This is a genomic window from Turicibacter sp. HGF1, assembly GCF_000191865.1.
GTDB lineage: Bacteria > Bacillota_I > Bacilli_A > MOL361 > Turicibacteraceae > Turicibacter > Turicibacter sanguinis.
On the sequence record NZ_AEXQ01000089.1, the window covers coordinates 1 to 14,183 of the forward strand.

At 33.4% G+C, this 14,183-nt stretch carries 12 protein-coding genes and 1 riboswitch; of the genes, 11 read left to right on the top strand and 1 reads right to left on the bottom strand.

What is annotated here, in order from left to right:
• Window positions 1-23: 23 nt before the first annotated feature.
• Entirely contained in the window at window positions 24-275 is a 252-nt protein-coding gene (locus tag HMPREF9402_RS08780) for a hypothetical protein (RefSeq protein WP_009607157.1), read from the bottom strand.
• A 250-nt stretch (window positions 276-525) separates the two neighbouring features.
• Here HMPREF9402_RS08780 and HMPREF9402_RS08785 point away from each other — a divergent pair, with 250 nt between their 5' ends.
• From HMPREF9402_RS08785 to HMPREF9402_RS08835, 11 genes are all read left to right on the top strand, one after another.
• Window positions 526-1,767, top strand: coding sequence for a helix-turn-helix domain-containing protein (locus HMPREF9402_RS08785; RefSeq protein WP_006783640.1), 1,242 nt, complete (start codon window positions 526-528; stop codon window positions 1,765-1,767).
• Between the two features lie 402 nt (window positions 1,768-2,169).
• Window positions 2,170-3,081 carry a ribonuclease Z gene (locus HMPREF9402_RS08790; RefSeq protein ID WP_006783639.1) on the top strand — a complete coding sequence of 304 codons (912 nt, stop codon included), beginning with the start codon at window positions 2,170-2,172 and terminating at the stop codon, window positions 3,079-3,081.
• Between the two features lie 86 nt (window positions 3,082-3,167).
• Complete coding sequence (locus HMPREF9402_RS08795) at window positions 3,168-3,545, top strand: VOC family protein (RefSeq protein ID WP_006783638.1); 378 nt, start codon at window positions 3,168-3,170, stop codon at window positions 3,543-3,545.
• Window positions 3,546-3,616: 71 nt separating this feature from the next.
• Window positions 3,617-3,700, bottom strand: a riboswitch (cyclic di-GMP riboswitch).
• Between the two features lie 352 nt (window positions 3,701-4,052).
• Window positions 4,053-5,297, top strand: a complete 1,245-nt coding sequence (locus HMPREF9402_RS08800; protein WP_006783637.1) for a Gfo/Idh/MocA family oxidoreductase — start codon at window positions 4,053-4,055, stop codon at window positions 5,295-5,297.
• Between the two features lie 65 nt (window positions 5,298-5,362).
• Complete coding sequence (locus tag HMPREF9402_RS08805) at window positions 5,363-5,965, top strand: hypothetical protein (RefSeq protein ID WP_006783636.1); 603 nt, start codon at window positions 5,363-5,365, stop codon at window positions 5,963-5,965.
• Between the two features lie 451 nt (window positions 5,966-6,416).
• Window positions 6,417-8,648 carry an alpha-galactosidase gene (locus tag HMPREF9402_RS08810; protein WP_009607158.1) on the top strand — a complete coding sequence of 744 codons (2,232 nt, stop codon included), beginning with the start codon at window positions 6,417-6,419 and terminating at the stop codon, window positions 8,646-8,648.
• A gap of 124 nt (window positions 8,649-8,772) precedes the next feature.
• A complete protein-coding gene (locus HMPREF9402_RS08815) occupies window positions 8,773-10,104 on the top strand; it encodes an FAD-binding oxidoreductase (RefSeq protein ID WP_009607156.1) in 1,332 nt (443 codons plus the stop codon).
• Window positions 10,105-10,631: 527 nt separating this feature from the next.
• Entirely contained in the window at window positions 10,632-11,990 is a 1,359-nt protein-coding gene (locus tag HMPREF9402_RS08820; RefSeq protein ID WP_006783633.1) for an MATE family efflux transporter, read from the top strand.
• 186 nt (window positions 11,991-12,176) lie between these two features.
• Window positions 12,177-12,557, top strand: a complete 381-nt coding sequence (locus tag HMPREF9402_RS08825; protein ID WP_006783632.1) for a desulfoferrodoxin family protein — start codon at window positions 12,177-12,179, stop codon at window positions 12,555-12,557.
• Window positions 12,558-12,686: 129 nt separating this feature from the next.
• Window positions 12,687-13,142, top strand: a complete 456-nt coding sequence (locus HMPREF9402_RS08830; RefSeq protein ID WP_006783631.1) for an RpiB/LacA/LacB family sugar-phosphate isomerase — start codon at window positions 12,687-12,689, stop codon at window positions 13,140-13,142.
• 242 nt (window positions 13,143-13,384) lie between these two features.
• On the top strand, window positions 13,385-14,176 hold the full coding sequence (locus HMPREF9402_RS08835; protein WP_006783630.1) for an aminoglycoside N(3)-acetyltransferase: 792 nt from the start codon (window positions 13,385-13,387) through the stop codon (window positions 14,174-14,176).
• The last annotated feature ends 7 nt before the right edge of the window (window positions 14,177-14,183 follow it).

Here is a 14,183-nt window from a genome sequence, read left to right on the forward strand (position 1 = left end):
CAAGAATTCTTGAGATAGTTTTTTTATTGAGAATATTCGGAATCAAAAAATTCAATTTTAGCTTCAAGAATTGTTTCAAGTTTAGAAATAGCTTGATGCATGGATGTTAAACAGGCTTCAACATCTTGCAAATCATTTGCTGTTATCCCCTGATTATTAATAATTGTATCTAATTTGGTGGCCTGTGATTGAATGATTTGAGATAAAGATGTTTCTTCTAAAGCGATGGATGCAATTAAATTATTAATGGCTTGATCATAGCTAGAGGATGTCATCTGTACTCACACCTCCATAGGAATAAATATAATAAAAATTCTTTATAATACATTGTATGATAAAGTTTATCTTTTGCGATTAAATACGATAGATTCTCTGATTATTAAAAAAAATTTTCCTGTTTTATCTCAATTTTGACATTATATTTAGCAAAATAGGAAATTTAATGTATTGTTTTGAGTAGATATGGTATCTTTATAGGTAGAAAAAATAAAAAATAATGAAAAAACTAGTTTAGGAGTGAAGTAGTTGTTTTATACAGTTGGAGAAAAAATACGTCAAGTTCGACAACAATTTCATTTAAAACAGGGGACTTTTCAACATTTTGGGATTACTCAACATTATTTAAGTATGATTGAAACAAATAAGCGGCAACCTCCAGAAAAAACGTTAATTGATATATATGATGCCTTAGTTACATTAACAGAAGGTGAAATGCGGTCATTATATACATTGGATGAATTTTTAAAAACCCCAGAGGAGCAAGCACGTGAATTTTTTGAACAACGTTTAACAATAGATACGATTGTTGACCAATATGATGAATTGATGAGTGTGGCTAAGCAGTATAATTTAACAAGCTATATGATTCAGTTGGATAAATTATTAGGGCAGTATTATTTCATGAGGAATGATGGTCAAGAAGCCGTTAAACATTTTCAAATAGCCATTGATCGAGCCATTAAAGAAGATATTAATCCCTATCATTTATATCAACAATTTGGAATTATGTTGAGAAAGTTAGGACGATATGTAGAGTCTATTTCAAAACTTTCAATAGCCATTGGATACGCAAAAACTGAAGAACAAATTAAAGAGATTGATGTATTGTTAATCCTTACTTATTATCAAATGGGACAGCATCAGTTAGCATTAGAAATGATTAACCAATTAACTTCTAAAGCTAATATTTATCCTTCTAAGCATTATGTCAAGGCAATCCTTATTAAAGTAGAAATTTTACGAAATAATGGTCTGATATTAGAATCCCGAGATTATTTATTAGCTTTACTTGATGAGCCAGAGTATGAACCGTATTTAAAACATATTTATCATTCTTTAGGGTGGAATTACATAGCAAACCACGAGTATTCAAAAGCATTAGAAATATTAAAAAAAGCTTTTTCGTATCGTGAAAGTGATTTAGAAAAAGCCTTAACTCTTTTATTAATTGGTGCAGTATATTTTGAGATGGAGGAATATGAGGAAGCTCAATCATACTATACACAAATTAAGTCCACTATCTTATCCTCTTGGAGTACTAATTCTAAAAAAATGTGGTTTGATAAACAATTAGATTTATATTGGCGTACTAAACAAATGGACAAAGTAGTGTTACTACAACAAGAGTTAAAAGAGCTGGTTGAAACAGAAGCTCTTCCTGAAGATACTGTTAATCAAATAAAAAAGACATTTCTTAAACAGGTATCAACTCGTACTTCATTAAGTGAAGAAGAGTACTCACCTTTATATAATTTTTTAGTTTTCTGAAAATATCACAAGTTAGATGTGATATTTTTTTTCTTTATATATATCACTCGTTTATAGTATGATAATGATGTACAAAGGGTAATGTACATTGGGAAATTAATTAACTTCTGTTTTGCAATGGGAGCAATACAGAAGTAATGAAAATTTTTATTTTTTAGAAGGAGAGAGCTAAAAAATAAAAATTATAGAATAAATAGGGTAATGTCTTCTAATTTGTCATTTGAATTTTTATGAAAGTAACAATTCATTTGTTACAATGAACTGTATCAGAGGAAAAACTGCTTTAGCTTAGGTGGGAACTAAGTTAAAGCAGTTTTTTTGTATACAAATAGATTGATTTTATCATTTTAAATATATAAGTTTAGCTACATATATATAAACATTAAAAGGAGTGAAAAGGTTATGTTAGATGTTACACTATTAGGAACTGGGGGTGGGATGCCTTTGCCAGGGCGATATTTATCGGCAACGCTCATCACTTATAGAGGGAATAAAATTTTAATTGATTGTGGAGAAGGAACCCAGGTATCTATGAGAGAAATCAATAGTGGATTTAAAAGTATTGATATGATTTGTATTACGCATATTCATGGTGATCATATTATTGGGTTACCAGGGTTACTTGGAACGATTGGAAATAGTGGACGAGTTAACCCTCTTTTAATTTTAGGACCAGAGGGGATTAGCGAAGCTGTATCAGCAGCTCGCGTCATCGCAAAGTATTTGCCGTATGAAATAAACGTGATTGAGAATCCACAACAGGAAATTGAGCTGTATAAAGGAGAGATAGTCATTAAAACGTTAGAGCTTGATCATTCCTCACCCTGTATAGGATATCAACTATATGTTAAACGACGTCCAAAATTTGATTTAGAAAAAGCTCTATCTAATAAGGTTCCAAAGGATATTTGGAATCAATTACAAAAATCAGATGAGCCCATATTTTATGAGGAGAGAGAATATTATCCGCATCTTGTTCTTGGTGAAGTTCGCAAGGGGATTAAAGTTAGTTTAGTGACAGACACTCGTCCGATTTTAGAGATTATTCCCTTTATCGAAGGTAGTGATTTATTTATTTGTGAGGGAACTTATGCATTTGATGAAGAAATCGAAAAAGCGATTAAAAATAAACATATGACCTTCAAAGAGGCGGCGACATTAGCTAAAAAGGGGAATGTTAAGTCGCTACTGTTAACACATTTTGGGGCAGCATTATTAACACCTGAGGAATATGCTTCAAATGCAAGAAATGTTTTTGAATCAACAGTCATAGGGAGAGATCACTTATCAGTTAATTTGAATTTTTCGGAATGACTAGATATACTTAGAAAAAAAGGCCATATATTTGGGCAAAGTAGTGGGGATATGATAGAATAGGTTAGACCAAAGGAGGGATACACATGATTAACTATATTAGTAAAGTAACGATTTATGTTCAAAATCAAGATGAAGCGATGGCCTTTTGGACTGAAAAAATGGGATTTGATTGTGATATTAAACCAATGGGACCTGGTTTTAAATGGGTAGAAGTAAAACCCCAAACAGATAGCCTAACATCATTTGTTATTTATGAAAAAGCACTAATGAAATCTCAAAATCCACAAACAAATGTTGAACATCCATCAATTATTTTAAGCACACAAGATATTCAGGTTACCTATGAAGAAATGAAGGAAAAAGGAATTAAGGTTGATGATTTAAAAATCATGCCTTATGGAAAAATGTTTACCTTCTATGACCAAGACGAAAATCGTTATATGATTAGAGAAGATAAATAAAAAGAAGTTGACTCAGGTTAAATAACCTGAGTTTTTTTGTTTTCTCAAAATGGCCGAAAAAAAACCGGCTCATTTTAAAAAGCCGGTTGTACCAATATCTCGATATATTCCAGGTACCCATATACAGAATATATTTCATCGATTCTTAGGCAGAATTATAACATATTCCTCATATGTTGACAAATTTTTTATGAAATTAAATTTAAAGACATAAATGTAGGATTTTAGATAAGCTTTTCATAATTAGAAAAGTTTTATTTCCTCTATATTAAAAGATAGAAACTATTTTATGTTTTATACAGTACGAGATAGTCTGTAATGATAGGCACGTGAATATATATAAGTAGTGATAAGTTTTTCATAGTTGGAAAACTTTTATCAGGACTATGGTAGGCGTTACTAAAAATAAGGTTTATTTATGAAGGTTGATTTTTAAAAATGTGAAAAATGTTTCGATAGAATGATAAAGAATATAGATGATATTTTTAAAAAAAGAGGGAGAGAGTTATGATTAAGGTTGCAGTGATTGGTGCGGGTCAAAGAGGAAAAGATACGTATGCAGATTATGTTTTAAAAGGAATGGAAGGGGTTGAAGTAGTCGGGGTAGCAGAACCGATTAGGGAGCGACGAGAGTATATGAAGAATCATCATCATCTAAGAGATGAGTTTCTCTTCGAGTCTTGGGAGCAGTTACTAGCGATTGATAAATTTTGTGACGCGGTGCTTATTTGTACGAATGATGACATGCATTATGAACCTGCTAAATTAGCGCTCGAAAAAGGATACCATATCCTACTCGAAAAACCGATGACTAATACACTCGAGGAGGTGGATAAGCTTGAGAATTTAGCTATAAATTATCCAAACCAAGTGTTTATGGTTTGTCATGTTTTACGATATACACCGTTTTTTAGCACGATTAAACGTTTAATTGATGAAGGGGCAATCGGAAAGATTGCATCGATTCAGCATAATGAGAATATTGGTTATTATCATATGGCGCATAGTTTTGTGCGTGGGAATTGGCGTAATTCAGTGGAAACGAGCCCTATTATTTTAGCGAAGAGCTGTCACGATTTCGATATTTTAAATTTCTTGGTGGGGGCAAAATGTATAAAGATTGCATCGTTTGGAAACCTTCAGCATTTTAAGAAGGAGTGTATGCCACTAAAGGCATCATCACGTTGTATTGATTGCCTAATTGAATCAGATTGTCCTTATTCAGCTTTAAAATTATATCCACAAAATATTGGAAAATGGCCAACATCTGTGATTACTGAAAATCAAACAGAAGAAGGGGTCAAAGAAGCTTTAGCACATGGACCTTACGGACGTTGCGTTTATTGTTGTGATAATGATGTGATGGATCATCAGGTGACAATTTTAGAATTTGAAAATGGAGTTAGTGCAACATTTAATTTAAGCGCCTTTACGCATGAGGTAACGAGAACAATTAAAATCATGGGTTCTAAAGGAGAAATTCGAGGGCACATGGGATTTAATCAAATTGAAGTTTATGATTTTTTAACGAAGCAAGTTGAGGTTATTGAGCCGAAAGATGATATTTCAGGACACAAGGGACATGGTGGTGGAGATTCAAGATTGTTACAAGATTTTGTTGACGCTGTTGAGGATTACTTAAATGGGAAAAAACATGAAGCTAAAACATCGGCATTAGTTTCACTAGAAAGTCATAGAATGGCTTTTGCAGCAGATGAGTCAAGATTGACTCAGCAAGTCATTTTACTTTAGTTTTTAAAATTGGAATATCTAAGAAGATAATGGTAATTATAATAATATTGTTAGGAGGTGGCCCAGTGGAAAATAAAGTTAGGACCGTGGCAGCAATCATTATTCCAGTGTTTTTATTTGTATTATTTACAGCTAGTTACCAAAGATATTTACCTCAAAAAAGTGTCGTAGAGTTACTTGATCACTATAAGTCTCTTCAATATGATAATGAAGATATCGCCATTCGTCTATCAACAACTTCTAGTGTCGAAACAGTCTTTTTAAATAAAGTACTACCAACGATGCACTATAAGGTGTTAGAAAGTAATGTTACGGATGATCAAGCAACGGTAAAAGTACAAATTAGTAATGTAAATTTAGATATGATGTTAGAAGATTATGAAGCGGGATTAGTAGAACAAACGATTAAACCTGTCATCGATGAAGAATTAACATCAGTTGGTTCTAAAATAGATGATTTTGAGATTAGTGTCTTAGTTAACTTAATCGATAATCCTGATATAAAAAAGCAGTATGTTACTCGTGAATTAGAACTAAATCTAACAAAAGTAGATGGCAATTGGGTTTTAGAGGATAATGATGAATTGTTTAAAGCCATGTTGGGATACGATTCGGATGAAATTTCACTACAACATTTAAATCGTGAGGTAAATTATTTAGCTCAGTAAAAAGGTAAGAACTATCTTAAAAAAGGTAGTTCTTTTATAGTGAAAAGATAGGTAAAAAAAACATCGAGTCGATACAGAGTGCATACAGTATAAATACAATTATTGGTTAGAGTAAATTGTTTGTCTTTATTCGATTTATATGAAATAATAAAAAAGTCTTATTCAAGACAACAAATTGAAATACTAAGATTAGTCCTTGCCAAGACTTTTTCAAATGTAATTTATCCCCCATTATCAGTACTTCAAAACTTTTTGTTTGAATACTAAAATAAAAAAAAGACGTGATCTCCCCTCCTTAATGATCGCGCTTTTTTTTATTTTTAATAAATTTTACTTCATATAATACATTTAGCCATATATAACTAACATGATGACATTTAAAGTAAGCGTATTCTGTTTTATAATGAAGCCATATTTGAAACGCCAAACGTGTTAAAAGGGAGAGAGTAAAATGGCAATTTTATTTAATGAAGTAACAAAAGAATTTCATTTATATAATGATCATGTAAGTTATATTATAACAATTTTACAGAATAACCAATTAGGACAATTATATTATGGAAAAAGAATCCGTCATAATGACTCCTTTGCACATTTATTAGAAACGAGTAAACGTGCAATGGCAGCTTGTGTTTATGAAGGAAATCCATTTTTTACATTGGAACATTTTAAATTAGAGTACCCAACTTATGGAACAGGAGATTTTAAGTATCCAGCTTATGAAATTATGCAGGAAAACGGAAGTCATGTGACTCATTTTGAGTATGTATCACACAAAATCTATCGTGGTAAACCGGCGTTAATAGATTGTTTACCTGCCACTTATGTAGAAGATGAAGATGAGGCAAAAACACTAGAAATTACGTTAAAAGATGAAGTAATTAATACGGAGTTAGTTTTAACCTATACCATTTATGAAACACGCCCAGTCATTACACGTAATGCACGATTCAATCATTTAGGGGAAGAAAAAATTACGTTAACAAATGCCATGAGTGCTTGTGTGGATTTACCAGATTCAAATTATGAGATGATTGAATTAACAGGATCATGGTCACGTGAACGTCATGTTAAATCACGTCGTTTAGAGCATGGAATTCAAGCAATTTACAGCATGCGTGGAACAAGTAGCCATCAATATAACCCATTCCTTGCATTAAAACGTCCAAATGCTGATGAATTTTCTGGAGAAGTTTATGGATTTAGCTTTGTTTATAGTGGAAATTTCTTAGCGCAAGCTGAGGTTGACACATATGGTGTGACTCGTATCACAATGGGATTACATCCAAATCGTTTTAACTGGGTATTAAATCAAGGTGAAGTATTCCAAACACCAGAAGTAGTTATGGTTTATAGCCAAGATGGATTAAATGGAATGAGTCAAACTTATCATGAGTTATATCGTACTCGTTTAGCTCGTGGCTATTGGCGTGATCGTGTTCGTCCTGTTTTAATTAATAACTGGGAAGCAACTTACTTTGATTTTAATGAGGATAAAATTCTAAACATTGCCAAAACAGCAAAAGATTTAGGGGTAGAATTATTTGTTTTAGATGATGGATGGTTTGGTAATCGTGAAGATGATCACCGCGGGCTTGGTGATTGGTATGTGAAGAATCATGAAAAGCTTCCAAATGGGATTGAAGGATTAGCACAAAAAGTTGTGGACTTAGGGATCAAATTTGGATTATGGTTTGAACCAGAAATGGTGAATAAAGATTCAGATTTATATCGTGCTCATCCAGATTGGATTTTAGCAACACCGAATCGCGGATCATGTCATGGTCGTAATCAATATGTATTAGACTTCTCACGTTCTGAAGTTGTTGATTATATCTTTGATTTAATGGATAAAGTATTAGAAAAAACACCAATTTCTTATATTAAGTGGGATATGAATCGTAACATTACAGAATGTTTCTCTGCTACTGCAAAAGCAGAAGATCAAGGAAAAGTTATGCATAAATATATTTTAGGTGTTTATGATTTATATAACCGCTTAACTTCAAAGTATCCAGAAATCTTATTTGAATCTTGTGCAAGTGGTGGGGCACGTTTTGATCCAGGAATGTTATTCTATGCACCACAAACATGGACAAGTGATGATACAGATGCCATAGAGCGATTAAAAATTCAATACGGAACTTCAATGGTTTACCCAATTTGTAGTATGGGGTCTCACGTTTCTGCCATTCCGAATCATCAAACGTTTAGACAGGTTCCACTTAGTACACGTGCAAATGTTGCTTATTTCGGAACATTTGGATATGAACTAGACCTAAATAAATTAACAGATGTAGAAAAAGAACAGGTCGCCGAGCAAATTGAATTCTTTAAAGAACACCGTGAAACCATGATGCATGGAACTTTCTATCGTTTACTAAGTCCATTTGAAAATGATATTACTTCCTGGATGATGGTTTCACCCGACCAAAAAACAGCATTAGTTGGATACTATCGTCCATTAACAACAGTAAATAACAGTTACTTACGTGTAAAATTACAAGGATTAAACGAAAACTTTAAGTATCATGTATCTATTAATGAAACAACTCATTACGGAGATGAGTTAATGAACTTAGGATTACTAACAAGTGATATTACACGTGGAGAAATTCTTGAAAAATATAATGGTGAAAATGGAGACTATGCATCACGTGTTTATGTATTAAAAGCTGAATAATAATAAAAAGTGTAAAGGGAAATTTCCTTTGCACTTTTTATTCGTATTGAAATGTCTTTCTTTTGAGAATACTTTTAAGGTATACTAATATGTTAATGAGTTTAGGAGATTGAAGGTGTGAAAAATGAACTTTAAAAAGTTAACAGGAAAAGTTATAACGAAAGATGATTTTGAATACGAAGAAAGTCGACAAGCTTGGAATCGAGCAATTCAAAAATATCCACAAGCTATGGTCTATTGTCAAAATGAAGAGAATGTTATGAATGCCTTAAAATTCTCAAAAGAAAATAAGATACCATTTCGTATTCGCTCAGGATCTCATCATTATGAAGGCTATTCAACAGGTAATGATCTTCTAGTCATTGATGTAAGTCATTTAAATAAAATAAAGTTGGATGAAGTCAATCAAATCGTTACCGTTGAAGGTGGAGTTCGAAATCGTGAATTATATGAAGCTGTTTGCGGTGCAGGATATCCATTTCCAGGTGGAGGGTGTCCAACGGTAGGTGTCGCTGGATTTACGCTTGGTGGAGGCTGGGGATATTCAAGCCGTTTATACGGTTTAGGATGTGATAGCTTAATTGAAGCTGAAGTCATTGATTATAAGGGAGACAAGCTAGTAGCCAATCATCAAATGAATCCTGATTTATATTGGGCTTTAAAAGGTGGTGGTAGTGGAAACTTTGGTGTTGTAACAAAGTTGACATATAAGTTACCAGAAAAAATGGCGATGTGTACATTGGTTAACATTGATTATCAACGCGTTAGTGTAGAAAAAGTGATTGAGGTGGCTAGCCGTTATCAACAATTTTTTAAAGACTTAGATCGTCGTTTAAACTTAAAAATGGCGATGTATAATTCTGAAACAAAGGGACAAGGTGTTAGATTAACGGGGATCTTTTATGGAACGAAAGAAGAAGCCGATGCATTGCTAAATCAATTTAATGATGGGACAGATTATGACTTAGATTATATGTCAGTGCTTGAAGCGAATCGTGCAGTCCAAGATTCTCATCCTGATTTTGAAAAGTATCGTTCAGGTGGACGATTTATTTATCGTCATTACACAGAGGTAGAATTAAAAGAGATGCTTCATTTAATTGAGGTACGTGCCGAAGGTTCATTATACACAGCGATTACGTTTTATGGAGTAGGTGGAGCCGTGTCTGATGTTAGTCCACAAGAAAGTGCATATTATTATCGCGATGCTATCTTTATTTTAGGATTCCAATCGGTCTGGGAAGAGTCGAAATATGCGCCAACTAACCGTCAGTGGGTAGAAGAACGATTTAAAATTTTATCGACTTATACAGAAGGATCCTTTATTAATTTCCCAATCGCCCAACAAAACTATGAAAAACAATACTATGGAGAAAATTTACCGAGATTAAAATTGGTAAAAGCTAAGTACGATCCAGATAATTTCTTTAATTTTGAACAAGGAATTAAATGGTAAGATGTTAAGGAGTGTTTCATAGAGATTCCGTTGTTTTTTGCTTAATATAGAGGCAGACAATGATAGAGGAGTGTCCCAGCGGTGGAAGAATAGATTGTCTAACGCCAATAGCTGGGGGCCACCCCAATAGTTGAGGAAACTTTTCCCCCAAAAAAAGTTGGGGTATAATTTTTTGTTTAATAGGGTAGCAAGCTACTATGAGGAATTGCCTGACTAGTAGAGGAAAGCTAAGTAGTGAGCCTTTAATTAATGGGAAGGCCGACAGCTATAAAGGAGTGCTCCAGCAGTAGAGGAATAGTTAATCGCTGGGGGGTCCCACCCCAAAAGTTGGGGTATAATTTTTTGTTTAATAGGGTGGCAAGCTATTATGAGGAATTGCCCTACTAGTGGAGGAAAGCTAAGTAGTGAGCCTTTGGCTCGCTACTTAGCGTAGGGAACCCATTGACATATTTCTAGACCACTGTTAAGATGTTATAGAATTTTGAAAAATTTTGGATATAGAGTATAAAAGAGGAGGAGAGAAAACGATGACGGATATGACGAAAGGGAGTCCAATTAAGTTAATTTTGGCATTTATGATTCCGATTTTAATCGGAAATTTATTTCAACAATTATACAGTATGGTGGATACAGCGATTGTTGGAAAGTTCGTGGGGGTTCAAGCCTTAGCAGCAGTTGGTGCAACAGGAGGATTAGTTTTTCTAATCTTAGGTTTTATTAATGGATTAACTCATGGTTTTTCAGTGATTATATCACAGCGATTTGGTTCTAATGATGAGGAAGGGGTAAAAAAGGCAACTGCAATGTCTATTTACCTGTCAGCTATCGCAACAGTCATTATCACCATTATTTGCATGATTTTTGCTAAGCCGTTATTACAAATTATGAATACGCCAGCTGATATTTTAGCTGATGCGAATACCTATGTAAGTATTATTTTTGGTGGAATTATTGCCACTATTTCTTATAACTTATTAGCGTCGGTTTTACGTGCATTTGGAGATAGTAAAACACCACTTTATTTTTTAATCATTGCCTCCATTACAAATATCGTATTAGACCTAGTTTTAATTATTAACTTTAATATGGGAGTAGCGGGAGCAGCTGCTGCAACGATTGCTTCTCAAGGATTATCAGCTTTTTTATGTTTCGTTTACATGAAGAAAAAATCGGATATCCTTACATTACAAAAGCACCACTTTAAATTGGATAGATTATTGGTTAAAGAACTTATGGCAGTTTCAATTCCAATGGCGTTACAATATTCAATTACAGCAGTTGGGGTTATGATTTTACAAGTGGCAATTAATAGTTTTGGATCAACAGTTGTTGGAGCCTTTACAGCGGCAACAAAAGTAGAGCAGTTAGTAATTCAACCATCTATTGCAATTGGAATGACGATGGCAACATTCTCAGCTCAAAATATCGGAGCGAGAGAGCTTGGACGTGTACGTCAAGGGGTTAAACAGGCTACAATTTTAACATTATGTGTAAATGTTGTGTCAGCTTTAATTGTTGTCTTCTTTGGAACTTACTTTGTTGGATTCTTTGTTGAAACAGAAGGAACTGAAGTTTTAACTTATTCACAACAATATTTAAATACAGTGGCAACCTTTTTCCCAATCTTAGGATTACTATTCTTATATCGTTTTACTTTACAAGGTCTTGGAAGCACAGTAGCACCTATGTTTGCGGGTGTAATGGAATTAATTATGCGTACGGGTGTTGCTTTTACGTTGCCGGGATTAATCGGATATGCGGGCGTTTGTTTAGCAAGTCCATTTGCTTGGGTAGGTGCAACAGTCTGGCTCTTATATTCATATTTTAGAGTTATGCCACGTCTAAAATCAGAATTTTGTGAATTAAAACCAGAATTGCAGTTATAAAAAAATCGAGAGTAATCACACTATAAGTGATTACTCTTTTTTATTTTTTAAAATGCATCATATAATATTAATAATAATTATTATTTATAAAAATTGAGTGCATTTTGGTTGTAGTTTTAAAGAGTCATCGTTATAATATAAATATAGTTAAAAAGAAAAATAAACCAATTAAATGGAGGAATAACAATGAAATTTTATATTTGTCCAACTTGTGGAAATGTCATTGAATTAATTGAAGATCATAAAGTTCCAGTAATGTGCTGCGGTAAAAAAATGGAAGAATTAGTACCTAACTCAACTGAAGCTGCTGTTGAAAAACACATGCCAGTTCCAACTGTTGAAAATGGGGTATTAAAAGTTTCTGTTGGTGAAGTAGAGCATCCAAGCATCGAAAAACACTGGATTCCATTCGTAGCTGTAAAAGCTTCGGATTTAGTAATGCGTCGTGAAATCAAAGCAACTGAAAAACCAGAAGCAATCTTCCCAATCGGAGATTTCAAAGGTGAAGTAGAAGTTTATGCTTGGTGTAACTTACACGGATTATGGAAAGCAACAATCACTTTATAATAATCGCGTAAATGAAAGAGTCGGATAGTCCGGCTCTTTTTTAGATTGAAAATTAGTATAAATTCCTTGAAATGGATAATTATAATCAAGATAGATGATTTAAAGTTTAGATATTTTGAGGTGATGTGGATGAAAATTGGAATGGCATGTGATCATGCAGGACATGATTTAAAAGAAGAAATTAAGAGATATTTAGAAAATGAAGGTCATGAAGTTGTAGATTTTGGAACAAATAGTCAGGAGGCGTGTGATTTACCTGATCACGTTTATCCAGCAGCTTTAGCTGTAAGTCATGAAGAAGTAGAGCGCGGAATCTTTGTCGATGGTGTTGGCTATGGAAGTGCAATGATTGCAAATAAAGTACCGGGGGTGTATGCGGCTGTATGCCAAGACCCCTTTTGTGCGAGCTTGGCTCGTTCTCATTCCGATACAAACGTTTTATGCTTGGGTGGAAAAATTATTGGTTCAGCAATTGCTCTCGAGATTGTCAAAACGTGGATGCATACGGATTATCTTTCAAGTGTTGAAAAATATGTTCAAAGGGTTGAGAAAGTTAAGAAGATTGATCAAATGCATAAAAAATAGTTAATTGTAAAAAAGCTTTTATTCTTTTTAAATGGAATAGGAGCTTTTTGTTTTTTATGGTACTTTTTTCTTGTGTGCGAATGCCCACTTTTCAAATGGTATAAAGTTTTATACAATGTAGGTAATAAGTTGGCAATGGGGTATTAGCTAGGCTTAGAACAGGAATGAATTAAGGATAGGCGTTATGTGGGAGCAAACTTATTCTTAATAAAGAGAATTAGAATAAATGGGAAGGGTTGAGCATGATGATATTAAAAGACATAGTAAGCAAAACAAATAAACCTGTTACTAAAAACGACCTAATTAAAGGGCTAAAAGAGTTAGGTGTAGAAAACACTGAGCTTTTAATGGTTTATAGTAATTTAAAAAGTTTCAATTTTATTATTGGTGGGGCACAAACAGTAATTGAAGCAATTTATGAGGTAACGGGATATCATACAACCGTTATTATGCCAAGTCATCGTCTCGACCAAGTGTGTCCGAGTTTTTTCGATTTAGATTTACCAACTAAGTGGCAAGATAAAATTAAAAAGAATACGCCGGCTTATGATGTTAATCTATCTCCAATTGAATCTGGTGAAATTGCTTGTACTTTTGCAATGAGCCAAAATGTTAGCCGAAGTGCACATCCTGTCGCTTCTTTTATTGCAACAGGACGTAAGGCTGAATGGTATTTAAATAATCATCGTCTAAATTCAATGTTAGGGGACGGTTCACCATTACAAAAGTTATATGCTCAAGATGCTAAAGTTTTATGTCTAGGGGTAGACTATGAAAATGTTACAGCATTGCATTTAGCTGAGTATTTTGCAAACTGCCGTGAAACAGTTAAACACGAAGCAGTTATCATGAAAAATGGGAAACGTACTTTAGTAGAATTTGAAGATTTAGCACTTGATTCAAGTTCTTTTAATGAATTAGGAGCTGCTTATGAAGAAGCAGTTGAAGTTAAAAAAGCAAGTATTGGTGGAGCTGTTTGTCGATTAATTGATTTTAGATCCTTAATTGATTTTGGAACGAATTATTTAAAATAATAAAAAG